20 protein-coding genes are annotated in these 24035 nt (G+C 67.7%); 6 read left to right on the forward strand and 14 right to left on the reverse strand.

The window, feature by feature from the left end:
• Nucleotides 1-2385, forward strand: a complete 2385-nt coding sequence (locus tag LGM89_RS16530; protein WP_226273448.1) for a fimbria/pilus outer membrane usher protein — start codon at nucleotides 1-3, stop codon at nucleotides 2383-2385.
• Nucleotides 2367-3344 carry a spore coat U domain-containing protein gene (locus LGM89_RS16535; protein WP_319000775.1) on the forward strand — a complete coding sequence of 326 codons (978 nt, stop codon included), beginning with the start codon at nucleotides 2367-2369 and terminating at the stop codon, nucleotides 3342-3344. Before LGM89_RS16530 ends, LGM89_RS16535 begins: the two co-directional genes overlap by 19 nt.
• Before the next feature lie 36 nt (nucleotides 3345-3380).
• On the opposite strand, the gene LGM89_RS16540 is transcribed toward LGM89_RS16535, so the two are convergent.
• The 4 genes from LGM89_RS16540 to LGM89_RS16555 all read right to left on the reverse strand — a co-directional run bounded on the left by LGM89_RS16540 (nucleotide 3381) and on the right by LGM89_RS16555 (nucleotide 7471).
• A complete protein-coding gene (locus tag LGM89_RS16540; RefSeq protein WP_226273449.1) occupies nucleotides 3381-3689 on the reverse strand; it encodes a hypothetical protein in 309 nt (102 codons plus the stop codon).
• 104 nt (nucleotides 3690-3793) lie between these two features.
• Entirely contained in the window at nucleotides 3794-4816 is a 1023-nt protein-coding gene (locus LGM89_RS16545) for a histone deacetylase family protein (protein WP_226273450.1), read from the reverse strand.
• Between the two features lie 41 nt (nucleotides 4817-4857).
• Nucleotides 4858-6129: a Zn-dependent hydrolase gene (locus LGM89_RS16550; protein ID WP_226273451.1), complete on the reverse strand. Its 1272-nt coding sequence runs from the start codon at nucleotides 6127-6129 to the stop codon at nucleotides 4858-4860.
• Nucleotides 6130-6160: 31 nt separating this feature from the next.
• Nucleotides 6161-7471, reverse strand: coding sequence for an MFS transporter (locus LGM89_RS16555; protein WP_089424965.1), 1311 nt, complete (start codon nucleotides 7469-7471; stop codon nucleotides 6161-6163).
• 188 nt (nucleotides 7472-7659) lie between these two features.
• On the opposite strand from LGM89_RS16555, the gene LGM89_RS16560 reads away from it, so the two are divergent.
• Nucleotides 7660-8616, forward strand: coding sequence for a LysR family transcriptional regulator (locus tag LGM89_RS16560; RefSeq protein ID WP_124575889.1), 957 nt, complete (start codon nucleotides 7660-7662; stop codon nucleotides 8614-8616).
• 57 nt (nucleotides 8617-8673) lie between these two features.
• Here LGM89_RS16560 and LGM89_RS16565 read toward each other — a convergent pair whose 3' ends face one another.
• From LGM89_RS16565 to speB, 4 genes are all read right to left on the reverse strand, one after another.
• Entirely contained in the window at nucleotides 8674-9744 is a 1071-nt protein-coding gene (locus tag LGM89_RS16565; RefSeq protein WP_226273452.1) for a porin, read from the reverse strand.
• 160 nt (nucleotides 9745-9904) lie between these two features.
• Entirely contained in the window at nucleotides 9905-11335 is a 1431-nt protein-coding gene (locus LGM89_RS16570) for a purine-cytosine permease family protein (RefSeq protein WP_089494541.1), read from the reverse strand.
• A gap of 303 nt (nucleotides 11336-11638) precedes the next feature.
• A complete protein-coding gene (locus tag LGM89_RS16575) occupies nucleotides 11639-12316 on the reverse strand; it encodes an SOS response-associated peptidase family protein (protein WP_226273453.1) in 678 nt (225 codons plus the stop codon).
• Nucleotides 12317-12410: 94 nt separating this feature from the next.
• Nucleotides 12411-13367, reverse strand: coding sequence for an agmatinase (gene speB / locus LGM89_RS16580; RefSeq protein WP_089494539.1), 957 nt, complete (start codon nucleotides 13365-13367; stop codon nucleotides 12411-12413).
• A gap of 127 nt (nucleotides 13368-13494) precedes the next feature.
• Between speB and LGM89_RS16585 the strand changes: the two genes are divergently transcribed.
• Nucleotides 13495-14412, forward strand: a complete 918-nt coding sequence (locus tag LGM89_RS16585; RefSeq protein ID WP_226273454.1) for a LysR family transcriptional regulator — start codon at nucleotides 13495-13497, stop codon at nucleotides 14410-14412.
• Nucleotides 14413-14436: 24 nt separating this feature from the next.
• On the opposite strand, the gene LGM89_RS16590 is transcribed toward LGM89_RS16585, so the two are convergent.
• Together LGM89_RS16590 and LGM89_RS16595 are read right to left on the reverse strand one after the other, a co-directional pair.
• On the reverse strand, nucleotides 14437-15066 hold the full coding sequence (locus tag LGM89_RS16590) for an NAD(P)H-binding protein (protein ID WP_226273455.1): 630 nt from the start codon (nucleotides 15064-15066) through the stop codon (nucleotides 14437-14439).
• A 126-nt stretch (nucleotides 15067-15192) separates the two neighbouring features.
• Nucleotides 15193-16221, reverse strand: a complete 1029-nt coding sequence (locus LGM89_RS16595; RefSeq protein WP_226273456.1) for an AraC family transcriptional regulator — start codon at nucleotides 16219-16221, stop codon at nucleotides 15193-15195.
• 245 nt (nucleotides 16222-16466) lie between these two features.
• Here LGM89_RS16595 and LGM89_RS16600 point away from each other — a divergent pair, with 245 nt between their 5' ends.
• Entirely contained in the window at nucleotides 16467-17417 is a 951-nt protein-coding gene (locus tag LGM89_RS16600; protein ID WP_089495267.1) for an alpha/beta hydrolase, read from the forward strand.
• A gap of 18 nt (nucleotides 17418-17435) precedes the next feature.
• Here the strand turns inward: LGM89_RS16600 and LGM89_RS16605 are convergent, their stop codons facing one another.
• The 4 genes from LGM89_RS16605 to LGM89_RS16620 form a co-directional block, all read right to left on the reverse strand.
• A complete protein-coding gene (locus tag LGM89_RS16605; protein WP_226273644.1) occupies nucleotides 17436-18500 on the reverse strand; it encodes a porin in 1065 nt (354 codons plus the stop codon).
• A 238-nt stretch (nucleotides 18501-18738) separates the two neighbouring features.
• Nucleotides 18739-20190 carry an aldehyde dehydrogenase family protein gene (locus LGM89_RS16610; RefSeq protein WP_089494534.1) on the reverse strand — a complete coding sequence of 484 codons (1452 nt, stop codon included), beginning with the start codon at nucleotides 20188-20190 and terminating at the stop codon, nucleotides 18739-18741.
• Nucleotides 20191-20219: 29 nt separating this feature from the next.
• On the reverse strand, nucleotides 20220-21014 hold the full coding sequence (locus LGM89_RS16615) for a class II aldolase/adducin family protein (protein ID WP_089494533.1): 795 nt from the start codon (nucleotides 21012-21014) through the stop codon (nucleotides 20220-20222).
• A gap of 142 nt (nucleotides 21015-21156) precedes the next feature.
• Nucleotides 21157-22113, reverse strand: coding sequence for a LysR family transcriptional regulator (locus LGM89_RS16620; protein WP_226273458.1), 957 nt, complete (start codon nucleotides 22111-22113; stop codon nucleotides 21157-21159).
• A gap of 211 nt (nucleotides 22114-22324) precedes the next feature.
• On the opposite strand from LGM89_RS16620, the gene LGM89_RS16625 reads away from it, so the two are divergent.
• Nucleotides 22325-24001, forward strand: coding sequence for a GMC family oxidoreductase (locus tag LGM89_RS16625; RefSeq protein ID WP_226273459.1), 1677 nt, complete (start codon nucleotides 22325-22327; stop codon nucleotides 23999-24001).
• Nucleotides 24002-24035 lie beyond the last annotated feature (34 nt).

Genomic DNA, 24035 nt, shown 5'->3' on the forward strand with positions numbered 1-24035 from the left:
GTGCGCCGCCCGGCCCCTCCCCCTTCGCCACACACCGGCTCGGTCCCGGCCAGCGGACGCGGTGCGCCGCGACGCTCCCCGCGCACCGCGGTCGCGGCCGTCGTGGCCGGCGGCCTCTTCGCGCTCGGCTGGGCGCATGCGGACGAACCCTCGGCGCTCGTGATGACCGACAGCACGCACGACGTGATCCTCGAAGTCAGCGTCAACGGCGAAAACACGGCGCTGCTCGCGCACTTCCGGGAGCGCGACGGCCATCTGTCGGCGAGCGGCGCCGACCTGCACACGATCGGCGTCGCGACCGACCGGCTCGGCATCGCCGATGCGGCGACGGTCGACCTCGACACGATTCCCGGCCTGCGCTACCGCTACGACGCGGCACGCCAGCGCGTCGAACTGCAGATGCCCGATACGCTGCGCCGCCCCTACGCGATCGACAGCCGCGCATTGCCGCCGACGCAGGCGGCCAGCGCGTCGCGCGGCGTCGCGATCAACTACGAGGCGTACGCGCAGACGCTCGGCGACCGGCAGTACTCGCTTTACACCGACGTGCGCTACTTCGATCCGGGCGGCGTGTTCGACACCACGGGCGTCGCGACCTTCTATGACGGCCGCCGGCGCTACACGCGCTTCGATACGTCATGGAGCCGCTCGGACCCGGCGCGGCCGAGCACGACGCAGATCGGCGACGCGATCTCGGGATCGCTCGCGTGGACCCGCTCGGTGCGCCTCGGCGGCTTCCAGTGGCGCAGCAATTTCGCCCTGCGCCCCGATCTCGTGACGTTCCCGATCCCGTCGCTCGCCGGCTCCGCGGCCGTGCCGTCGGCTGTCGACCTGTACATCAACAACGTGCGCCAGTACACCGGCAACGTGCCGAGCGGCCCGTTCATCATTCACGACGTGCCGGGCATCACGGGCGCCGGCCAGGCGACCGTCATCACGCGCGACGCGCTCGGGCGCACCGTCGCGACGTCCATGCCGCTCTATGTCGATACGCGCATGCTGTCCGCCGGGCTGTCGAGCTATTCGTTCGAGGCCGGCTTCCTGCGGCGCAACTACGGGCTGCAGTCGTTCGACTACGACGCGCGGCCGGCCGTCAGCGGCTCGCTGCGACGCGGGATCAGCCACGCGCTGACCGTCGAAGGGCATGCGGAAGCAACCGGCGGCGTGGTCAACGCGGGCGTCGGCGCGCTGCTGCGCCTCGGCTACGCGGGCGTCGTGAGCGGTGCGGTCGCGGGCAGCGCCGGCCGCTTTCCGGGCACGCAGGTCAGCGCCGGCTACCAGTTGATCGAACCGCGCTTCTCGATCAACGCGCAGACGATCCGCGCGTTCGGCCGCTACGGCGATCTCGCCTCGCGCGACGGCGCGACCGTGCCGGCGGCCACCGACCAGGCGACGCTCGCGCTGCCCTTCATCCGCCGCCAGACACTGTCGCTCAGCTACATCGGCTTCCGGATGCCGCAAGGCCCGAGCGCGCGGATCGGCACCGTGTCGTACACGCTGGGCCTCGGCGATCTCGCGTCGCTGACCGTGAGCGCGTACCGCGATTTCGCGCAGCAGGGCGCGAGCGGCGCGTTCGTGTCGCTGAACGTCGGGCTCGGCCGCAACACGTCGATCAACACGACCGTCGGGCGCCAGCGCGGCCAGTCGAACTACAGCGTCGACGCGAGCCGCCCGCCCGACTACGACGGCGGCTGGGGCTGGGGCGTACAGGCCGGCGGCACGGGCGCGGTGCCGTACCGGCAGGCGCAAGTCCGCTATCTCGGTCATGCGGGCGAAGTCATCGCGGCCGCGCAGAACATCGACCGCCAGAGCGGCGCGTCGCTCGACGTCAGCGGCGCGCTCGTGTTCATGGACGGCAGCCTCCTGTTGTCGCGCCGCATCACCGACGGCTTCGCGCTCGTGTCGACCGACGGCGTCGCGGGCATCCCGGTGCTGCACGAAAACCGCGTGATCGGCACGACCGATCGTGCCGGGCACCTGCTTGTGCCCGACCTGAATGCGTACCAGAACAACCGGATCGCGATCGATGCGATGAAGCTGCCCGCCGATGCGCGGATCGCCCGCACGTCGATGACGGTCGTGCCGCAGGCGCAATCGGGCGTGTTCACGCATTTCGGCGTGTCACGCTATCGCGCGGCATCGGTGATCCTGCACGACGATACCGGCCGCCCGCTGCCGGCCGGCGCGCGCGTGCATCACGCCGAAAGCGGCGCGGATACGATCGTCGGCTACGACGGGCTCACGTTCATCGACGGACTGCAGGACGACAACCACCTCGCGATCGACTACGGCACGCAGCACTGTGTCGCGGCATTCGCGTTCACCGCGCCCGGCAACGGCACGCTGCCGACCATCGGGCCCCTCACGTGCCGGACGACGCCGTGAGGATCGCGCTGCTGGTTCTCGTCGCCTTCATCGCGTGGTGCGGCTCGCCCCGTCACGCACAGGCCGAAAGCTGCACGGCGACCGCATCGAACGTGAGCTTCGGCTCGGTCAGCCCGATCTCGAACGCGCCGGTCGCCGCGACCGGTACGGTCAGCATCACCTGCACGTGGTCGGCCGTCTCGCTGACGCCAAACGTGCTCGTGTGCCTGAACCTCGGCGGCACGAGCCCGCGCAGCCTCGTCAACGGCAGCAACGCGATGCAATACGACCTCTATCTCGACGGCGGGCATTCGGTCGCATGGGGCTCGGTGTATTCCGGCACGACCCCGGCGTCCGTCACGCTGGTCAAGCCCGCGCTCGGCACGAGCGCGTCCGCGACGGTCACCGTGTACGGACAGATCACCGGGAACCAGCCGACCGTCCCGACGACCGGCAACAGCACCACGACCTACTCGCAGACCTTCGGCGGCAACACGACATCGATCAACACCGGGTTCTACCTGCTCGGCGCGCCGACCTGCGCGTCGCTGACGACGTCGAACGGGACCTTCCCGTTCAGCGCGACGGCGAACGTCGTCAACAACTGCAACATCAGCGCGACCAATGTGAGCTTCGGCACCGCGAGCCTGCTGTCGGGCTCGCTCACGGCGAGCGGTTCGATCACCGCGCAGTGCACCAACGGCGACGCATGGCAAATCGCGCTGAACGGCGGCGGCAGCGGCAGCGTGACGGCGCGCCAGATGCAGCGCAGCGGCGGTGGCGGCGCGATCGGCTACGGGCTTTACACGGACGCCGCGCGCTCGATCGCGTGGGGCGACGGCACGGGCGGCAGTTCGACGGTCACGGGCGTCGGCACGGGCACGTCGCAGGTCGTGACCGTGTACGGCGCGGTGCCGGCGCAAACGACGCCCGCGCCCGGCAACTACAGCGACACGATCACCGCGACGATCAGTTTCTAGCGTTCAGGGGCATGAGCGGGCGCGGGCGCCGCCCGCTCAAAACATGACGGTCCATGCGGACGGCGCGCCCGCACCCGCGCCCACGCCGCTCGACGCCGACCGCGCATCGGGCAGCGGCGCGTGGCTGAGCATGAACGGCGTGCCGTGCGCGCAACTGACACTCGGGATGCCGGTATCGGCGACGCCCTGCGACGCGCCGGTGCCGATCGTGCACGTTTCCGGAATGGTGAGACTGACGCGCAGCGGAATCGAGGGCTCCGTCGCGTTCGCGAGGGACCCTACGCCGGGCGCGGCCAGCGCGAGCACGAGCGCGATCGCACCGCGTCTGATTGGGTCGGCTGTCATCGTGCGGCTCTCCTTCGTGCATCCACTCAGCATATGCGCGAATTATCGGCGTGCGGGCGGAAAACCTGAACCCGCACGCACGTGGCCGTGCGCCGCCGCGCCGGTCAGCGCGCGGCGGCGAACCCACCGAAAAACGCCCGCGCATTCGCATCGAGGCTGTCGAGGTGATAGCCGCCTTCCTGCACGATCACCGTCGGCAACCCGAGCGCGCCGATCGCGCCGCCGAGCCGCCCGAAACCGTCGGTCGTGACGGCCACCTGCGATTGCGGATCGTCCTTGTAGATATCGAAGCCGAGCGCGAGCACGAGCGCATCGGGCTGGAACCGCACGAGCGCGCGCAGCGCATCGTCGAGCCGCTCGAAGAACGCCGACTCCGGCGCACCGTGCGGCATCGGCAGGTTGAGGTTGAAGCCGTCGCCGGCCCCCGTGCCCGTCTCTTCCTCATAGCCCGCGACGACCGGGTAGAAGTTGGTCGGGTCGCCGTGGATCGACACGTACAGCACGTCGTCGCGGCCGTAGAAGATCTCCTGCACGCCCTGCCCGTGATGCATGTCGGTGTCGAGGATCGCGACCCGGCGGTGGCGGCCGAGCAGCGACTGCGCGGCGATCGCCGCATTGTTCAGGTAGCAGAAGCCGCCGGCCGCGTCGCGACGCGCGTGATGGCCGGGCGGCCGGCACAGCGCGTACGCCTCGCGCGCGCCGTCGTTGACGTCGGCCGCGGCCGCCAGCGCGCCCTGCGCGGACCAGTACGCGGCGCGCCACGTGTTCGCGCCGACCGGGCAACTGCCGTCGGCGAGGTAGCGCGCGGCTTTCGCGAGCACGCCGCGCAGCGGATTCGGGTCGCGCACGAACACGTTCGACATCACTTCGTCGCCCCAGTCGTCGGGCATCTGCTTCCAGTCGCGATGCGCCTCTTCCAGGAAGCGCAGGTAGTTCATGTCGTGCACGGCCGCGATCGGCGCGGTGCCGCGGTCGGCCGGCTCGCGCACGTCGAAGTCGAGCGACCGCACGGCCGCGACGAGCCGCGCCGCGCGCTCGGGGACTTCCTGCGGCTCGCGCATCTGGCCGCGCGACAGGTAGCTGCGCGGATGGTGCAGCAACTGCTCGGGATGGAAATAGGTTTTCATCGTTCGCCCTCGTCGGTTTTTCGAATTATCGGTTCGCTGCGTCATGCATCCTGCATGGCGACCGCCACGGCAACGCCCGCCGCGACGCCGGCGCGCGCGAGCACCGCATGAAGCAGCACGTTCGTGCCGCGCGTCACGTCATCCGGCAGCGCATCCTCGGCTTCGTTGTGCGACAGGCCGTCGACGCACGGGATGAACACCATCGCGGTCGGCACGCAACGCGCGAGCAGGATCGCGTCGTGCCCGGCGCCGCTGACGATCCGTTCGTTCGTATAGCCGAACGCGGCCGCCGCCTGCGCGACCTGCTCGACGCAGTCGCGATCGAACGGCGTCGCCGGGCTGCGCCAGCAGGTTTCAATCGCGACCTGCACGCCGCGCGCGGCGGCGACACGCGTGCACGCGTCGCGCAAGTCGCGCTCCATTGCATCGACCTGCGCATCGTCGTGATGGCGGAGGTCGACCGTGAACGTCACGTCGCCGGCAATGGTGTTGCGCGATGCGTTGCGGATGCCGACCTGACCGATCGTCGCGAGCCCGCGCGGTGCATGACCGGCAACGATCCGTTCGAGTTCGAGCGCCATCTGCGCGCTCGCGAAAGTCGCGTCCTTGCGATACGGCATCGGCGTCGTGCCCGCGTGCGCGGCCACACCCGTCACCGTCACGTCGAGCCAGCGGATCGCCTGCCCGCCCGTGACGATGCCGATCGTCGTGCCGTTCGCCTCGAGCACGGGGCCCTGCTCGATATGCGCTTCGAAGTACGCATCGACCGCGCCGCCGGTCGCCCGCGTGCCGCGATAGCCGCATGCGTCGAGCGCCGCGCCGAGCGTGACGCCGTCGGCGTCCTGCTTCGCGAGCGCTTCGTCGAGCGGCAACGCGCCCGTAAACACCGCCGAGCCGAGCATCGCCGGCGCGAAGCGCGCGCCCTCCTCGTTGGTCCAGGACACGATCTCCAGCGGCTTGTCGGTCGCGATGCCCGCGTCATTCAGCGTGCGCACGAGTTCGAGCGCGGCGAGCACGCCATAGACACCATCGAAGCGGCCGCCTTCGGGCTGCGTGTCGAGATGGCTGCCGATCAGCACAGGAGCCGCCTGCGCATCGGTGCCGTCGCGCCGCGCGAACAGGTTGCCGACGGCGTCGACGCTCACCGTCATTCCCGCGTCGCTGCACCACTGCGCGAACAGGTCGCGCCCGCGACGATCGTCGTCGGTGAGCGCGAGGCGCCGCACGCCGCCGCGCGGCGTCGCGCCGACACGCGCCATGTCCGCCAGGCTCTGCCACAAACGGGCGCCGTCGATTTCCAGCAGGTCTTTCATGTGCACTCCGGATGAATTCTTTTGTTGAGGATCACTGCGAGCCGAGCGCTTCGGCGGCGGCCGGCCGTGCCGCGCGGCGGGCGTCGAGCGCGACGATGCACAGCAGCGAGATGCCGGCGAGACACGTGTAGAACACCGCGAGCGGCCACCACTGGCCCGCGAAGCGATGGGCGAGCCACGTGCCGACGAGCGGCGTCAGCCCGCCCGCGATCGCACCACAAACCTGGTAGGCGAGCGAGATCGCCGAATAGCGCACGTGCGCGGGAAACACGTCGCTGACGAAGCCCGCGATCACCGAATAGAAGCCGGCCATGCAGACCACCGCGAGTGCGATGCCCGCGATCAGCGACGCGGACGTGCCGCCCTGCACGAGCATGAACATCGGATACGGCGACAGCATCGCGAGCAGCGCCGCGAGCTTCAGGAAGCGCGCGCCGCCGATGCGCTCGGCGATCCATGCGGCGATCGGTTGCGCGACGAACTGGATGATCGCGACCGCGAACAGGCTGTCGAGGATCAGCGAGCGCGACACGCCGACGTACTGCGTCGTGTACGCGATCATGAACGTGTTCGTGAAATAGACGCCCGCGATGCCGATCGTGTTCGCGCCGATGCAGAGCGCCACGAGCCCCGACGCGGAGCGGAACACTTCCGCGACCGGCAGCTTCACCGTGCGGTGGGCTTCCTTCACACGCGCGAATTCCGGCGACTCGTTCACGCCGAGCCGGATCAGGATGCCGACCACGAGCAGCACCGAACTCGCGAGAAACGGCAGACGCCAGCCCCACGCGAGGAAGTCCGCCTTGTCCATCGACGTGACCGCGCGGAATGCGATCAGCGACAGGATCAGCCCGGCCGGGCTGCCGAGCTGCGCGAACGACGCGAAGAACGTGCGGCGCCCCTGCGGCGCATGCTCGCCCGCCATCAGCACGGCACCGCCCCATTCGCCGCCGACCGCGATCCCCTGCACCACGCGCAGCGCGACGAGCAGCACCGGCGCGAGCATGCCGACCTTCGAATAGTCGGGCAACAGCCCGACGCAGACGGTCGCGACGCCCATCATCATCAGCGTCGTCATCAACGCCTTCTTGCGGCCGATTCGATCGCCGAGATGGCCGAAGATCACGCCGCCGAGCGGCCGCGCGAAGAAGCCGACCGCGAACGTCGCGAACGACGCCATCGTGCTGACGAAGCGGTCATGCGACGGAAAATAGAGTTCGCCGAACACGAGCGCGGCGGCGGTCGCGTAGATGTAGAAGTCGTACCACTCGATCATCGTGCCGATGAATGCGGCCGTCGCGGCGCGCGCCGGCTGGCGGGCGGAAGAAAGGGACTGGGTCATGCGGGCTCCTGATGCGCGCCGCCACGGGCGACGCGCAATTCGTGTGACGGCCGTCTGTCGCGGCCTTGCGCCGCACGCTGCGGCGCCCCTCCTTTATCGGCGACCGCAAATCATTAGTCAAATTTCAAGTTATTATTCGCCGTATAAATTCAGCTAATACCCACCTTGACGGCTCGCCCGGAGACCCGATGCGCCCCGACCTCGCCCCGTTCCTGAACGACCGCCTCGACTGGAACCTGTTGCGCACCTATCTCGTGATCATCCAGGAGCGCAGCGTGAGCCGCGCGGCCGCGCGCCTGCACGTCACGCAGCCTGCGGTGAGCCAGGCGTTGCGGCGGCTCGAGGACGCGCTCGAGCGCAAGCTGATCGAGCGGCGCGGCACGCACTTCGCGCCAACGCCTGCCGGCGAAGCCGTCTACCGGATCGCGAGCGACATCTACGGCGGCATCTCGCGCCTCGAAACCGAAATCGACGACAGCACCGCCGACCTGACCGGATCGATCCGGCTGCTGACGGTGAGCCGCATCGAGTCGCCCGTCTACGACGAATTCCTCGCGGACTTCCATCGCGCGTACCCGCGCATCGACCTGCAGATCGAGGTGATGCGCTCGTCGGACATTCTGTCTTCGCTGCTGCAGAAAACGGCCACGGCCGGGCTCGGCCTGTGCCGCACGCCGCACGACAAGCTGGAGATGCGCTGCTTCCTGCGCCAGCGCTATGCGATCTACTGCGGCCGCCATCACCGGCTGTTCGGGCAGACGCAACTGCGGATGGACGATCTGCTCGCCGAGAATTTCGTGTCGTTCACGAGCGACCAGATCGGCGACAGCCTGTCGCCGCTCACCGTGTTTCGCGACCAGCGGGGCTTCACGGGGCGCATCGTCGCGTCGTCGCCGAGCCTCGAGGAAGTGCGGCGGCTGATCTTCGCCGGCTACGGGATCGGCTGCCTGCCCGAGCACATCGTGCGCGACGACATCGCCCAGCAGCGACTGTGGCGGCTGCCGCCCGACGACGGGCTCGTCGATGTCGACGTGTTCCTGCTGTGGCATCGCGATCGCAAGATGAACGCGGCCGAGCACGCGTTTCTCGACGCGATGGAGCGCTGCATGCAGCGCTATTCGCTGGCGGAGCGGTTGGGGAAGTAACGGCGCGAATGCGCGGGAAAAAGCGCCGGGCACACACGGCCCGGCGCGTCGGCCTCGTCAGAACCGATGCACGATCCCCAGCTGCACACCCCGTGCATTCGCCCCCGGATACGCGAGCGGCAGGCCGGGGTTCGCCGCACCGGCGAGCGTATAGCCGGCCTGCTTGCGGTTGCGCAGGTACGACAGCGCACCGTAGAAGCTCGTGCGCTTCGACAGGTCGTACTCGTACATCAGCCCGAGCTGGTCCGCATGGTTGCCCTGCGACGACTGGTCGTGCAGATATGCATAGCCGAGCGCCACGTAGTTCGCCGGATTGAACTGGTATTTGACCGACAGCCCGTACACACGCGAATCGATGCCGAGATCGGCCCACTTCACCGCGGAGAAGCCGCCGTACACGGTGGCCTTGCCGATCTCGTACGACGCGCCGGCCATGATCGTGCGATCGGTCGTGGTCGCCGTCGCGTTCTTCAGCCATTGGCCCGCGACGAACGCGCCGAACGGCCCGTGTTCGTAGGTCAGGTCGAACTGCTGGCTCGAGCCTGCCGAGCGCACGCCGCCCGCATCGCCGAATCCGAAGTACAGCCCGCCCTGGAAGCCGGCAATCTCCGGGCTCTGGTACGACAGCGTATTGCTGGTGCGGAACGCGAACACGGTCAGGTTGTCCATGCCGGACGCCTGCGTGACGCCGCCGAACGCATCCTGTCCGCCCTGGTCGTTGAACAGCGGCGAATTCTGGCGGCCCGCCCGCACCTTGCCCCACTGCCCCGCGATGCCGACCCACGCCTGCCGGTTGAACAGGCTGCCCGCACTCGCGAGCGAACCGTCGTTCGGATTGAAGCCGTTCTCCAGCGCGAACTCGATCTTCTGCCCGCCGCCGAGATCCTCGCCGCCCTTCAGCCCGAATCGGCTGCCCCACTGGCCGCCCGAATTGATCGCCGCCGTGTAGCCGTTGCCCGTATTCACGTACTGCGCGAATTCGTCGATCACGCCGTACAGCGTGACGCCGTCCTGAGCGAACGCGGCGCCCGGTCCGGCGACGCACGCCACCGCGACCGTCATGCGAAGACCGGCGTGCACCACCCGCGCCCGGGAATCGCTTCCGCGCGCTATCGTTTGTTTAGTCATACTATTCAATGGTCAGAGAATGAAACGACACCGGGCGCGGCAGTCGCGCCGCACCGGCATCGCGGGAAAGAAAACGTGGGGAAGAACCGGGCGCAGGCGGCGCCCGGCTCGCGCGACAGTCAGGCCGGCAGCCGGCCGGCCCGAGGCGCGTGACGTGTCGTCAGTGGTGAACTTCGCTGCGTTCGAGCGGCAGGATCAGGCGCTCGGGAATGCTGCGGCGCGATGCGCGTGCGCCGATGTAGTACAGCACGGCCGGCACGACCAGGCCGAGGATCCACGAGATGTCGGTGCCGCCGAGCGCGTCGACCAGTGGCCCCGTGTAGATGTGCGTCGACATGAACGGCAACTGCACGAGGATGCCGACCACGTAGATCGTGATCGCCATCACGTTCCAGCGGCCGTAGCGGCCGTCCGGATCGGACAGCGCCGGCACGTCGTAGCGCGAGCGCGTGAAGCAGTAGTAATCGACCAGGTTGATCGCGCTCCACGGCGTGAAGAACGCGAGCAGGAACAGGATGAACGCGGTGAATTCCTTCAGGAACGAATGGCGGCCCGCGAGCGCGATGAGCGTGGAGACGCAGATCATCCCGAAGATGTACACGAGGCGGCTGCGCGACGACACGGCGTGCTTGCCGCGAAAGCCGCTGACGATCGTCGCCATCGACATGAAGCTGCCGTACGCGTTGAGCGCCGTCACCGTCACCTTGCCGAACGCGATGCTGAAGTACAGCAGCGCGGCCACGGCGCCCGTCGAGCCGAGACCGACGATATACGCGACCTCATGGTGCGCGAACTGGCCGCCGGCCAGCGCGGCCGCAAACACGCCGAACACCATCGCCGCCTGCGCGCCGATCACCGAGCCGAGGCCGACCGCGACGAACGTCGCGACCGATGAGGTCGAGCGCGGCAGGTAGCGCGAATAGTCGGCGACGTACGGGCCGAACGCGATCTGCCACGACGCGGACAGCGACATCGACAGCAGGAAGCTCGCGAGCGAGAAATGCTTGTTCGCGAGCAGCGCGCCGATGTCGTGGTTCGCGAACAGCTGCGTGAACATGTAGACGAACGCAGCGATGCCGACCACGCTCGCGATCCGGCCGACGGCGTGGATCGCGCGATAGCCGAACACGGTCAGCACGACGATCACGGCCGCGAACAGCAGGATGCCGGCCGCGTCGTCGATGTGCAGCAGCTGCGCGACGGCCTGCCCGGCCAGCACCGAGCCGCTCGCGGAAAAGCCGATGTACATCAGGCACACGAGCACGATCGGGATCATCGCGCCATAGACGCCGAACTGCACGCGGCTCGAGATCATCTGCGGCAGCCCGAGCTGCGGACCCTGCGCGCCATGCAGCGCCATCACCGCGCCGCCGATGAACTGGCCGAGCAGCAGCGCGACCAGCGACCAGAACACGTCGCCGCCGAGCACGACCGCGAGCGCGCCCGTGACGATGGCCGTGATCTGCATGTTCGCCGACAGCCACAGCGTGAACTGGCTCAGCAAGCCGCCGTGGCGCTCGGCGTCGGGAATGAAGTCGATCGAACGGACTTCGATCAGGCCGCCGGCTTTTCCACTGGGATTCGTTGACACGGGGAAATCTCCAAAATACTCAGGATCACAAATGGTTTGAACGAGACGGGAAGCTGCGAGCCGCCCTTTCGGCTCGGCGGGTGCGGGGCGCCGTGGATCGCCGGCATGCGCCACGCACGCATGGTCTGCGCACTGGCGCGCAAGCGGCACGATGTGTGCCGACATTGCCAGCGGATGATCTTGTATATACAACTTGCGAGGTATCGGTGATTACCCGGAATCCGCCGATTTTCGAAAATGTCCGAATGATCGGGCCACGTTCGGCGTGTCCGGTCGAAAGATGAATGTCGGAATAATGAAAGCTCAGGCGCGTGCGGGCGATGCCTGATCGGGCTCGGCCGTCATGTCGGCGGCGGGAAGGAGATTCAGCATGCGCCGGGCGGCCTCGATGTCGCGCACGTGCAGCCATTCGTCGTAATCGTCGCGGCGCAGCATCACGACGCCCCGCTTCTCTTCGCCGGGCCGATGCATCCGCGCGAACAGCGGGTGCGTATCCGCGTTGACCGTGAGCATCGCCATGCCCACGCGCTCGCGGCCGTCGTCACCTTCGTAGCGCCGCCAGATGCCGGCGACACAGTACGGCTGCCAGCCGTCGACGCCGATCTGCTGCCACACGTTGCGGCCGGTTTCGTAGCAGGGTTCGAAGATCCAGCGCACCGGAATCAGGCAGCGCTGGCCGTTGCGCCACGCGTTGCCGTAGAGCCGTGACGAGCCGACCGTTTCCGCGCGCGCGTTCACCGTGTCGAGCTTCTTCTTTTTACGGCCGTTCTCGTCGAGCCGCTCCGGCTGCATGAATTTCGGCCAGAAGCCGAACACGGCCGCGACGACTTCGAGGCCGTCGCTATCGGCACGCGCGATCGGCGCCGCGTAGTCGGGATACACGTCGGGGGCCCACGGGTCGCGGCGATACAGATCGCCGATGCCGATCTTCAGTTCGCTGATGCCCGGGTCTTCGTCGGGGGCGCGGTAGTGAGTGCACACGGCTCGGCGGATGATGGATGCAATGTTTCCATCGTAGGTCAGCGCAGGGCCGCGATCGCACTACTGTTTGGTAAGACGAAACAGTTTTACGAATCTATTTTTCCATGGCTCGCCGCCGGCGCGATGCGTACAGGCAGATCAGCTCCAGCGCGATCGTCGCGCCGGCCAGCGACGTGATTTCCGCATGATCGTACGGCGGCGACACTTCGACCACATCCATGCCGACCAGGTTGATGCCGTCCAGATGCCGCAGGATCTCGAGCGCCTGATGGCTCGACAACCCGCCCGAGACCGGCGTCCCCGTGCCCGGCGCGAACGCCGGATCGAGGCAGTCGATGTCGAACGTCAGGTACACGGGATGGTCGCCGACCCGCTCGCGAATGCGCGCGGCGACCGCGGCGGGCGTCGACGCATGCACCCGGCGCGCATCCTGGATGTCGAAGCCCATCGGCTCGTCGTTGGTCGTCCGGATCCCGATCTGCGCCGACCGTTCGGGCACGACCCACCCTTCCCGCGCCGCGTGATAGAACATCGTGCCGTGATCGATGCGCTTCACGTCGCGGTCGGGCCACGTGTCGGTATGCGCATCGAAGTGCACGAGCGACAGCGGCCCGTGCACCTTCGCATGCGCCTTCAGCAGCGGATACGTGATGAAGTGATCGCCGCCGAGCGTCAGCATCGCGCAGCCGCGCGCGAGGATCGCATCCGCATGCCGCTCGATCGCACCCGGCACCGATTCGGGCTGCCCGAGATCGAATGCGCAATCGCCGTAGTCGACCGCGGCCAGCACGTCGAACGGATCGAACGACCACGGCCACGGGCGCTCCCACGCGATGCCCGTCGACGCGATCCGCAACCCGCGCGGGCCGAAGCGCGTGCCGGGCCGGTGCGACGCGGCGGAGTCGAACGGCACGCCGGTGATCGCGAGGTCGACGCCGCCGAGATCGCGGCTGAAACGCCGGCGCATGAAGCTCGTCGCGCCCGCGAAGGTCGGTTCGGCCTGCGTGCCGTAGAGGCTGTCGCGCGTGAAGGCGAAATCGTTCTGGCTCATCGTCGGATTCCTGTCTGGTGGGAAACGGCCGCGCGGCTCGCGACCTCGTGCCCGATTCTGCCGTCACGGCATCCGACGAAAAATATGAACTAACATAAGCCGACTTCACGAAACGCGACGTATCGCCATGCTGACCCGATTGAGAGACATGGATTTGCAGTTGCTGCGGCTCTTTCTGACGATCGTCGAAAGCGGCGGCTTCAGCGCCGCGCAGGGCACGCTCGGCATGGCGCCTTCGACGATCAGCACGCAGATGGCCAAGCTCGAGACGCGCCTCGGGTTCCGGCTGTGCGATCGCGGCAAGAGCGGCTTCCGGCTGACGCCGAAGGGCGAGCGCGTGCTGCAGTCGACGCGGCGGCTCCTGCACGCGATGGACGTGTTCACGCGCGATACGCAGCACGTGTCGGGTACGTTGCTCGGCGAACTGCGCATCGGGCTGTCCGAGCGGCTCGCACCGGACGTCGTCGAATCGATCGCGGCGAGCGTCGGCCGCTTCCGCGAACGGGCGCCCGATGTGCTGATCGAAATGATCGAGGTGCCGCCCGACGAACTGGAGCGCCGGCTGCTGAAGGGCGAACTGCAGCTCGCGATCGGCTACTTTTCCGGCCACCAGGCCGGCCTGCACTACGCACCGCTGTTCGTCGAACACCAGTCGCTGCACTGCGGCGCGCGGCATCCGCTGTTCGCGAAGAAGACCGTGTCGGTCAACGACATTGCGAACGCGAGCAACGTCGCGCGGCTCTACAAGACGAATACGTCGGGTGCGGTGCCGCGCAACGCGCAACCGACCGCGTTCTCCGAAAACGTCGACGCCGACGTGATCTTCATCCTGTCCGGCGCGCATGTCGGCTTCCTGCCCGACCATGTCGCGGCGCCGTGGGTCGCCGCAGGCAAGATGCGCCGGCTGCTCGCGAGCAAGCTGAGCCATACGGTCGAATTCCAGCTCGCGACGCCAAGGAACTGCGATGGCAGCGAAGCGCTGGCGGCGTTCACGGCGGCGCTTGTCGAACGGTTCGGCGGGCTCGACGGCTTCGCGGATCAGTGACCGGCGCGCGCCGCCCGCTTTGCGTCAGACGAGTTGGTCCGACGCAATGACCTGCACGCCCGGCCGCGCGTCGATCGCCGCGTCGAGCATCGCGCGGGCGATCCGCGACGCGGGATTCACGCGCCACTTCGCCGGCAAAACAGGCCGGGCCACGTTCAGCACGGACACCAGCAGCCGCTCGCCGAACCTGAATTCGTCGCGGCTGCCGCCGATCAGGCCGGGCCGCACGTAAGTGAGCGACGTGAACCCGACGCCGGCGAGCGCCTGCTCGACCTCGCCCTTCACGCGGTTGTAGAAAATGCGCGACGCCGGATCCGCGCCGAGTGCGGAATTCAGCACGTAAGCCGGCGTGCCGGAGCGGTGTGCGCGCCGCGCGATCGCGAGCGGATAGTCGTGGTCGACGCGCCGGAATGCCGCCTGGGAGCCCGCAGCCCGCATCGTGGTGCCGAGCGCGCAGATCACGGCATCGGCGTGCCACCAGTCGGCCGTGTCGGGCAGATGATCGAAATCGACCTCGAGCGCGCGCATCTTCGGGTGCGGCGACAACGGGCGGCGCGCGACGACGATCACCTGATCGACCCGCGCATCGGCGAGCGCGACTTCGAGGACGTGACGCCCGACGAGTCCGGTCGCGCCGACGAGCAGCAATTTCATGTCCGATCCTTCCGAGTAGAGCCTGCGTTGGCGAGCCGGGAACGGCCCGGCTTACGGCTTCCCCCATGATCGTCGGCCGACTCGGCGCCGACAACCCTCCAACATCTCCAAAAGTTACAGGGTGCGCTACAAACCCGCCGCCTGTCGCGACACGCTCGGCGCGACACCCGTCCAGCGCTTGTACGCCTGCGAGAACGACGACATGTCGCTGAATCCCAGTTCCTGCGCGATTTCCTTGATCGACAGCCGCCCTTCCGCGATCAACGCCTGCGCGCGGGTCTTGCGCACCGCGCTCGAAATGTCCCGGAAGCACGCGCCCTCCTCCTGCAGCCGGCGCTTCAACGTGCGCTCGCTGGTGTTGAGCAGCGTCGCGATGTCCTTCAGCTGCGGCGGCCGGTCGAACGGGCGCGTGGCCAGGTACTCGTTCAGGAACGACACGAGGTCGACGCGCGTCCGCCTGCGCGTGATCAGCTCGGCACACATGCGCTCGCACATCGCCGCGGTCGCGGCATTCGCCTGCGGCAACGGCCGCTCGATATGCGCATGCTCGAACGTGAGCGTGCTGGCGGGCTGGCCGTGCCGGATCTTCGCGCCGAGCACCGGTTGCTGCGCGTCAGCGTCAGTGCCGGGGCCGACGCCATACGCAAGATCGAACGTCGCGAGTGCGAACGCGCTGCCGATCACGTCGCGCAGCACGCGGCACGTCGCGCCCATCGCGCGTTCGACGAAGAAGCGCTGCACGTTCGCTGCGAGCTCCGGCGACGCGTCGAACTGAATCACGTCGCGCTGCCCGGCCCGGCGGAACGTCATCCCGACGAACGTATAGGTCAGCGCCAGGTAGCGGCCCGCGAGCGCGATCGCGTCCATGCCGGTCGCGCTGCTCAGCAGCCCGTAGCCGAGCAGCCCGTATGCCGAAAGCTGGTACGACAGGCCGACCTTGAGGCCGACGCCGGCCTCGCCGGCGGTCAGGTCGAGCAGGTTCGACGCCACCGCCAGTTCCTGCGCGGCCAGCACCGTGAAGTCCGGGTCAGCAAGCTGCTTCAGCGTGAGCTGCGCCCCCTTGAGCAACGCCTGCGGCGCGATCTTGCGGTCGCGGCCGAAGTCGATCATCAGCAGGACGGAAGCCGGGCTGCGGGCAAAGTTCCAGACATTCATCAGACGCCTCGCGACGTGGGTTGGCCTAGATTCTAAAGCGGTTGGCCCGCCCCAGCATGGATCGCGCGAGCCCGCGCGCCGATGATGAACGACATCGCAACCGCACGGCGTCGATCCCCATGAAGCGCTCCTCGCTCTTTCGTCCTGCCCGCACGCTGCTGCTGGCCGCCGGCCTGTCGAGCGCATCGCTCGCACCGGCACTGGCCGACGACGCCGTTTCGCCCAATCCACCGGAGTCCGCCACCATGCCCAAGACCTACGCCGACCATCCCGTCTGGCGCGACATGCAGACATTCCTTCCGACCGACTTCCAGTGGAAGGACGGCCAGCAACCGGCGGAAGAATGGTGGTCCTGGCACGGCCATCGCATGCATCTCGACACGTACCGCAACCGCCAGGCGCGGGTGAAGGTGATCCTGTTCCATGGCGTGGGCACCAACGGCCGGCAGATGTCGATGATCCTCGGCGAGCAACTGGCGCGCCGCGGCTATGAAACGCTCGCGGTCGATATGCCCGAGTACGGGATGACCGAAGTCGCCAAGGGCACACTGGTCCGCTATGACGACTGGGTGCGGGCGGGCAGCGACCTGATCGACGCGGAGCGCGCGAAGGACGGCCGGCCGATCGTGCTCTACGGGCTGAGCGCGGGCGGCATGCTCACGTATCACGTGGCCGTGATGAACGGCAAGGTCAAGGGCATCATCGGGATGACCTTCCTCGACCAGCGCCTTCAGCAGGTGCGCGATGAAACCGCGCGCAGCGTGTTCATGAGCCGCGTCGGCGGCCCGATGATGCATCTCACCGCGATGACCCCGCTGAAATCGATGCGCGTGCCGATGACGCTCGCCAGCAAGATGTCCGCGCTCGTCAACGATCGGGACGCGCTGAAGGTGTGGCTGTCCGATCGCACGTCCGCCGGCAACGCGATGACGATCGCGTTTCTCGATTCCTACATGTCGTACCGGCCGGCGGTCGAGCCGGAGGATTTCGCCGTGTGCCCGATCCTGCTCACGCAACCGGCCGCGGACCGCTGGACGCCGTTGCACCTGAGCGAACCGTTCCTGCAGCGCGTGCGGAAAGTGCCGGTGAAGGTCGTCATGCTGGACAACGCGGGCCACTATCCGCTCGAACAGCCGGGGCTGTCGCAGATGGTGGAGGCGATCGATGCGTTCTATCGGGAGGTGACGGCAAAGTGAATGCCGGGCGCGGATCGCCTAGAACACCGTTCGAACGCCGACCCGCAACACGCCCTGCCGCGCGCCCGACGATGCGGTGAACGTACCGCACACCGATGCGATCACGTCCTCGCCGCCGCTCGCCTGTTGATACACGGCACTCATGTAGACGTCGGTCTTCTTCGACAACAGGTAATCGAGCGTGATGCCGGCCTGGTTCGAATGATTGCCGGTCAGTTGCCGGTTGCCCTTCGCGTACAGGTAGTTCGCATACGCGAAGAAATCCGGCGCGAACCGGTACAGCCCGCCGATCTCGTAGGTGTCGACGTGCGCGCCCGTCAGCGTGTTGCGCGTATTCACGTACAGCGCGTCGAGCGCGAAGTCGCCGAATGTATAGCGTCCGCCCGCGCCGGCATTGCGGATGCCGAGGTGCCCGTTGTCGATTCCCTCTTCTTTCGAATACGTGTACGCCGCATCCAGCCGCAACGGCCCGTTGTCGTAGGACACGCCGAAGCTCGACAGGCTGTTGCTGCCGGTCTGCCCGGCGATGTTGCTGAAGCCATACAACGCGCCGAACCGGAACCCGCCGTAATACGCGGACGTGAACTTGATCGCGTTCGGTGTTGCGCCCCCGCCCGCCGTACGCGTGTAGTCGAAGGTGCCGAGCGCCGCGCCCAGTTTCGAGAACGGGCCGCCCGGCAGCTGGTACAGGCTGACATACGAAATCTCGTGCCCCCAGCGATGCAGCGACAGGTTGTCGAACATGTAGTCGAACTGCCTGCCAAGCGTCACGGTGCCGTACGGCGTGACGATGCCGACATAGGACTCGCGTCCGGACAGTGCGCCGCCGCGCACCGTGCCGCTGTTGATATCGGGCTGCGACGCCATGAAGACGAGCGCCTGGAACCCGCCGCCGAGATCCTCGACCGTGCGGATCCCGATCAGGTTGGGCGCCTGGATGCCGGACATCGCCTGAACCAGCGCCTTGCCGCCCGAATTGCTCACGTACGAAATGCCGTTGTCGACCAGACCAAACAGCGTGACCGAACTCTGCGCGTGCACGTGGCACGACACCATCGCCAACGCGACGGCCATTGTCTTCATTCTCACGGATGCTGTCTCCAAACCGTCAGTGTCCGACGCACCGTTCGCATACGAGCGAACCGCACGCCGGCCTGTCATTTTTATTAGTAAAACTATCTAATCGGCGCGTGCGAGATATGTGTTCCCCGCTCGATGCGCCGCCGTGGGCCGTGTTACCCGGCGTCGACTGATGGATCGCGCGCGCCGTCGCCGGCCGAACCCGTCGATGACGGGAACGACCGGCGGCGAGTCGCGCCTGTTACAGCATCACGTTGATGACCTTCTTCTCGACATAGCTGACCATTTCCTCGATCCCCTCTTCCCGGTCGACGCCGCTGTTCTTGAAGCCGCCCCATGGCACGCCGAGGAAGTGCGTGTTGCTGCCGTTGACGAACACGCTGCCCGCACGGATGCGACGCGCGGTGTTGAGCGCCTGCCGGATGTCGTTGGTCCAGATCGCTGCCGAGAGCCCGTATTCCGTGTCGTTGGCCATCGCGACCACTTCGTCGACATCACGCCATCGTGCGACCGACAGAATCGGGCCGAAGACTTCCTCGCGCCACAGCCGCATCTCGGGCGTGACATCGGCATAGACGGTCGGCTCGACCCAGAAGCCTTTTTCGAAAGCGTGCCCGGGCGGGCGGCGGCCGCCCGTCATCAGCCGCGCGCCATGCGTCTGCGCCGGGTCGAGAAAGCTCATCACGTGTTCGTAGCTCTTGCGCGAATTGATCGGGCCCATGCCCGTGTCGGGCAACATCGGATCGCCGACGCGGATCGCGGCCACGCGCTCGACGACACGCGCGAGCACGTCGTCGTAAATGTCGTCGTGCACCAGCAGCCGCGAATTGGATCCGCACGACTGGCCCTGCCACGAGAAATTCATCCCGCGCACCGCGCTCTCGGCGGCCGCGTCCGGATCCGCGTCCGGAAACACGATCATCGGATTCTTGCCGCCCAGCTCGAGCGTCACGTGCTTGACGCCCACCTCCGCCGCACTGCGCTGGATCGCCTGCCCGGTCGGCACGGACCCGATCAGCGCAAGACGCTTCACGTCCGGATGGCGCACCAACGCATCGCCGACTTCCGCGCCCGTGCCGTTGACGATGTTGAACACGCCGGCCGGCAATGTCTCGCGCGCGACCTCACCGAGCACGAGCACGGACAACGGCGACGTTTCGGGCGGCTTCACCACCACCGTGTTGCCGGTCACGAGCGCAGATGCGGTACGCGCCGCGGAGAACATCGCCGGATGATTGAACGCGGCGATCCGGCCGACGACGCCGTACGGCTCGTACACGGTCATGTGCAGATGGCGGCCGGTGGCCGGGATCGTCTCGCCGTGCAGCCCGTGCACGAGCCCCGCGTAATAGCGCAGGCTGCGCACCGTCTCGTGCATGCTCGCGAGCGTCGGCACGTAGGTGTTGCCTGAATCGAGCACCTCGATGCGTGACAACGCCTCCGCGCGTTCGAGCAAGCGCTCGCCAAACCCGCGCAACAGTTCGCCGCGCTCCTCGCCGGTGCGTTCGGCCCACGCAGGCCACGCGCGCTGCGCAGCGTCTACTGCACGCGCGACGTCCTTGCGCGAACCGGCTGGCGCGCGGCCGATCACTTCCTCGGTAGCCGGGTTGATCGACGCCGCCCACTCGCCGGTCTCGCTTTCCACCAGTTCGCCGTCGATCAGCAAACGGCCGGTTATCCACTGCTCGTCCATACTCGTCTCCTCGATGATTCGATCGCCGGTCAACGCGCGCCCGTGTGTTGCTCGTGCTGCACGCGCCGCTTCCACAGCGCCCACGGGCGCTCGACCTGCGTTTCGATGTTCGCGCACGCGGTCGCGGCTTCCTGCTCGCTCAGATAAACCACGTCACCCAGTTGCAGGGCCTCGATCTGCATCCGCGCATTCACTTCCGCGTAGACCGCGCGATACACGGCCTGCTTGAGCGTCGGCGCGACCACGGTCGAACCGTGACCGCGCATCAGTACGAACGCCGCACTGCCGAGCCGCTGCGCCAGCGCCGCGCCGAGCGCGTTGTCGCGCACGAGCAGGTCCGTCGCATCGCCGGCGGTATCGCGAATCTCGAACACCGGCGTACCCGCGCCAAGAAATCCGCTCATGTGGCACACCGGCCGCAGCGGCGTGCGTTGCGTCACGCTGAACGGCAGCACGGTCGGCGAATGGCTGTGCACGATCGCGTGCACGTCCGGACGCGCTTTGTAGATCTCGCCGTGGATGAAACGCTCCAGATAGACGGCGCGCCCGCCGGCATTGACCGGCACGCCGTCCAGCGTGAATTCGACGATGTCGTCGATGCCGACGGTGCCCGGCGCCATGTTGCGCGCCAGCAGGAAGCGCTGCGGATCCTTGTCGTGACGGACGCTGACGTGACCGAAGGCATCGACGATGCCCTGGTCGAACAGGATGCGGTTCGCGCAGACGAGATCCTCGACGAGCGCGGGATCCGGCGCATCGGCGGGACGCCCGGCATCGTCCGCATACGCGGCTGCGCCGCCGGATTGAAGATGAAGAGTACACATGGGTCGGCCTGTTTTTCGGGTTGACTGGCAGTGCGCACGCCCGCTTCGCGTCGCGAGGCGGACCGTCAAGCACCCGGCCAGCTTAGGACCGCGCCGACCATAGGTCTATTAGCTATTGATCGCCAAACAGATAGCCCGATGACTATGAATTCGGGACGCCCGCTGCCGCGCCCGGCGACGCGGAATCGACGATGAACTGCACGAGTTCGGCCTGGAACGCCGAGAAGCGCTTGTCGTCGCGATGCACGAGATAGATCGGCACCTTCATCGACAGCTCCGGGCGATCGAGCACGACCAGTTCGCCGCGCTCGATCTCCGCACGCACCGCCGACGCGAACATGAAGCTCACGCCGAGGTTCGCGCGCACCACGTGTTTCATCGCCTCCGGATGCCCGAGTTCCATCACGACCTTGCGCTGTTCGAGGCCGCGCTCGCGCAGCCGCGCCTCTTCGAGCTCGCGGCGCGGCTGGTTGCGCGGCGTGCTCACGAACGGTACGCGGCGCAGGTCGAGATCGCCGGCCGGCTGCGCGGCCCACGGGCTCGACGCGCCGCACACGAGCAGCAGTTCGTCCTCCCACACGGGAATGGTCGCCAACCCTTCGAGATCCTGATTGGCCGCGATCAGGATGACCGCGAAATCGCAACCGCCGACACGGGTCGCATCGACGGCCGCCTGCGGCGTCAGGATCTGCACGGTCACGAGCCCGTCGGGCTGCCGCCGGTGGAACTCGGCGAACAGCGGCGGCAACGCGTACGAGCCGATCGACATCGACGTCGCCACCACCGCGGTGCCCATTTCGCCCTGCTCGAGACCGGCGAGTTCGCGCTCGACCTCGCGAGTGCGCGTGATCACCTCGGTCGCCCAGCGATAGATGCGCTCGCCGGCTTCCGTGAGTGCGATGTTGCGGCCGGCGCGCTTCACGAGCGCGTAGCCGAGCCGCTTCTCCATGCTGCGCACGTGCGCGGTCACGACCGGCTGCGCGATGCACAGGCGGTCGGCCGCGCGCGTGACGCTGCCGAGCTCGACCACCGTGCAGAACACCTCGAGCTTCTGAAAAGTGAGATACGAATCGAATCCGCGCACAGTCCCCTCGCCCATAGCCATCCGGGTATCGGATAGCACCGTAATACGTATTGGAAGATATGTTTCAGGTTACGCACAATCGAATGAACCCACAACCGAGAGGCCTGCGTTCAGGCCCACCTGGAGACATCATGGTTCGTTCGACGTCTGTTCCGGCCGGTCGCCGCGCCCCGCGTTCGCGGGTCGCGCCGGCCTGCCCTGCCGCCCGGCACCGCGAGGTGCGTCGATGAAAACCGATACGTACGACTACGTGATCGTCGGCGCCGGCTCGGCCGGTTGCGCACTCGCCTACCGGCTCGGCGAGGACGCGAACGTCCGCATCCTCGTGATCGAGGCCGGCGAGCAGGATCGCTCGCCGTACATCAAGGTGCCGCTGACGTGGGGCCAGATCCTGAAGAACCGGCTGTTCGACTGGGGCTATTTCACCGAGCCGGAAGCCGGCATGGACGGCCGCCGGATCGAATGCGCGCGCGGCAAGGTAGTAGGCGGCTCGTCGTCGATCAACGGCATGGCCTACGCACGCGGCGCGCGGGAAGACTACGAAGGCTGGGCCGACGAATTCGGCCTGACCGACTGGTCCTACGACGCGGTGCTGCCGTACTTCAAGCGCTCCGAATCGTGGGAGCGCGGCGAATCGGCGCTGCGCGGCGGCCGCGGTCCGCTCACCGTGATCCGGCTCGACTATCGCGACCCGTTGGTGGGTGGCTTCCTCGACGCGACACGTGCCTGCGGCTATCCCGAGAACGACGACTACAACGGCGCATCCGTCGAAGGCTTCGGGCCGATGCAGGCCACGATCCGCAACGGCCTGCGCTGTAGCGCCGCGGTCGCCTACCTGCGCCCGGCGCTCGCGCGCGGCAACGTCACGCTGGTGACGGGTGCCCTCGCGAAGCGCATCGTGCTCGATACCGACCGGGGCGCGCCGCGCGCCATCGCGATCGAGTATCGCCGGGGCGAATCCGACTACCGCGCCGATGCGCGCCGCGAAGTCATCCTCTGCGGCGGCGTGATCAATTCGCCGCAACTGCTGATGCTCTCCGGCATCGGCGCGGCCGACAGCCTGCGCGCGCACGGCATCGCGTCGACAGTCGAATTGCCCGGCGTGGGCACGAACCTTCACGATCACATCGTGTTCGACCTGCGCTGGAGCCGCAAGGAACCCGGCCCGCTGCACCGGATGATGCGTGCCGATCGCATCGCGTTCGACGTCGTGCGCACGTTTGCCGGCGGCAACGGCTTCTCGAGCACGATCCCCGCCGCCGCGCTTGGCCTGGTCAGGAGCCAGCCTCACCTGCCGCTGCCGGACGTGCAGCTGATCCTCGCGGCCGGCGCGATGAACGCCGCGCCTTATTTCGAGCCGTTCAAGCATGCGTATGCCGATTCGTTCGCGATCAAGGGCATTTTCCTCACGCCCGAAAGTCGCGGACGCGTGTCGCTGAAGTCGGCCGATCCGGCCGAGCATGCGCGGATCGAACAAAACTTTCTCGCCACCGAGAACGATCGCATCGCTGCGCGGGAGATGTTCCGGCGCATGCGGGAAATCGGCGCGCAGGCCGGACTGCGCCCGTTCATCGACGCAGAGATCGCACCGGGCCCGCAAGTCCAGAGCGATGCAGATGTCGACGCGTTCATTCGCCGCATCGCGATCACCCTTCATCACCCGGTCGGCACGTGCCGCATGGGCCGCGACGACGATCCGGCGGCCGTGGTGGATACGCAGATGCGCGTGCGCGGCGTGGCCGGATTGCGGGTGGTCGACGGCTCCGCGATCCCGCGCATCATCCGCGGGCCGACCAACGCGCTGATCATGATGATGGCCGAACGCGCGGCGGATTTCATGACCGGGAAAGCTGTGCCGGTGCCGGTGCCGCAGGCGCAGGCACGCGCCACGGCACGGATATAAACAGTTGCGCGCGGGGCAGCGCACCACGCCCCGC

The organism is Burkholderia sp. AU31624, assembly GCF_020420065.1.
Taxonomy (GTDB): domain Bacteria; phylum Pseudomonadota; class Gammaproteobacteria; order Burkholderiales; family Burkholderiaceae; genus Burkholderia.

Excerpts from the sequence above, each read along its gene's own strand:
- LGM89_RS16590 (WP_226273455.1), bottom strand. The coding sequence starts at position 15,066 with ATGAAATTGCTGCTCGTCGGCGCGACCGGACTCGTCGGGCGTCACGTC.
- LGM89_RS16600 (WP_089495267.1), top strand. The coding sequence starts at position 16,467 with ATGCCCAAGACCTACGCCGACCATCCCGTCTGGCGCGACATGCAGACA.
- LGM89_RS16560 (WP_124575889.1), top strand. The coding sequence starts at position 7,660 with ATGCGCCCCGACCTCGCCCCGTTCCTGAACGACCGCCTCGACTGGAAC.
- LGM89_RS16615 (WP_089494533.1), bottom strand. The coding sequence starts at position 21,014 with ATGTGTACTCTTCATCTTCAATCCGGCGGCGCAGCCGCGTATGCGGAC.
- LGM89_RS16545 (WP_226273450.1), bottom strand. The coding sequence starts at position 4,816 with ATGAAAACCTATTTCCATCCCGAGCAGTTGCTGCACCATCCGCGCAGC.
- LGM89_RS16555 (WP_089424965.1), bottom strand. The coding sequence starts at position 7,471 with ATGACCCAGTCCCTTTCTTCCGCCCGCCAGCCGGCGCGCGCCGCGACG.
- LGM89_RS16585 (WP_226273454.1), top strand. The coding sequence starts at position 13,495 with ATGCTGACCCGATTGAGAGACATGGATTTGCAGTTGCTGCGGCTCTTT.
- LGM89_RS16610 (WP_089494534.1), bottom strand. The coding sequence starts at position 20,190 with ATGGACGAGCAGTGGATAACCGGCCGTTTGCTGATCGACGGCGAACTG.
- LGM89_RS16625 (WP_226273459.1), top strand. The coding sequence starts at position 22,325 with ATGAAAACCGATACGTACGACTACGTGATCGTCGGCGCCGGCTCGGCC.
- LGM89_RS16620 (WP_226273458.1), bottom strand. The coding sequence starts at position 22,113 with ATGGGCGAGGGGACTGTGCGCGGATTCGATTCGTATCTCACTTTTCAG.
- LGM89_RS16565 (WP_226273452.1), bottom strand. The coding sequence starts at position 9,744 with ATGACTAAACAAACGATAGCGCGCGGAAGCGATTCCCGGGCGCGGGTG.
- speB (WP_089494539.1), bottom strand. The coding sequence starts at position 13,367 with ATGAGCCAGAACGATTTCGCCTTCACGCGCGACAGCCTCTACGGCACG.
- LGM89_RS16595 (WP_226273456.1), bottom strand. The coding sequence starts at position 16,221 with ATGAATGTCTGGAACTTTGCCCGCAGCCCGGCTTCCGTCCTGCTGATG.
- LGM89_RS16550 (WP_226273451.1), bottom strand. The coding sequence starts at position 6,129 with ATGAAAGACCTGCTGGAAATCGACGGCGCCCGTTTGTGGCAGAGCCTG.
- LGM89_RS16540 (WP_226273449.1), bottom strand. The coding sequence starts at position 3,689 with ATGACAGCCGACCCAATCAGACGCGGTGCGATCGCGCTCGTGCTCGCG.
- LGM89_RS16605 (WP_226273644.1), bottom strand. The coding sequence starts at position 18,500 with ATGAAGACAATGGCCGTCGCGTTGGCGATGGTGTCGTGCCACGTGCAC.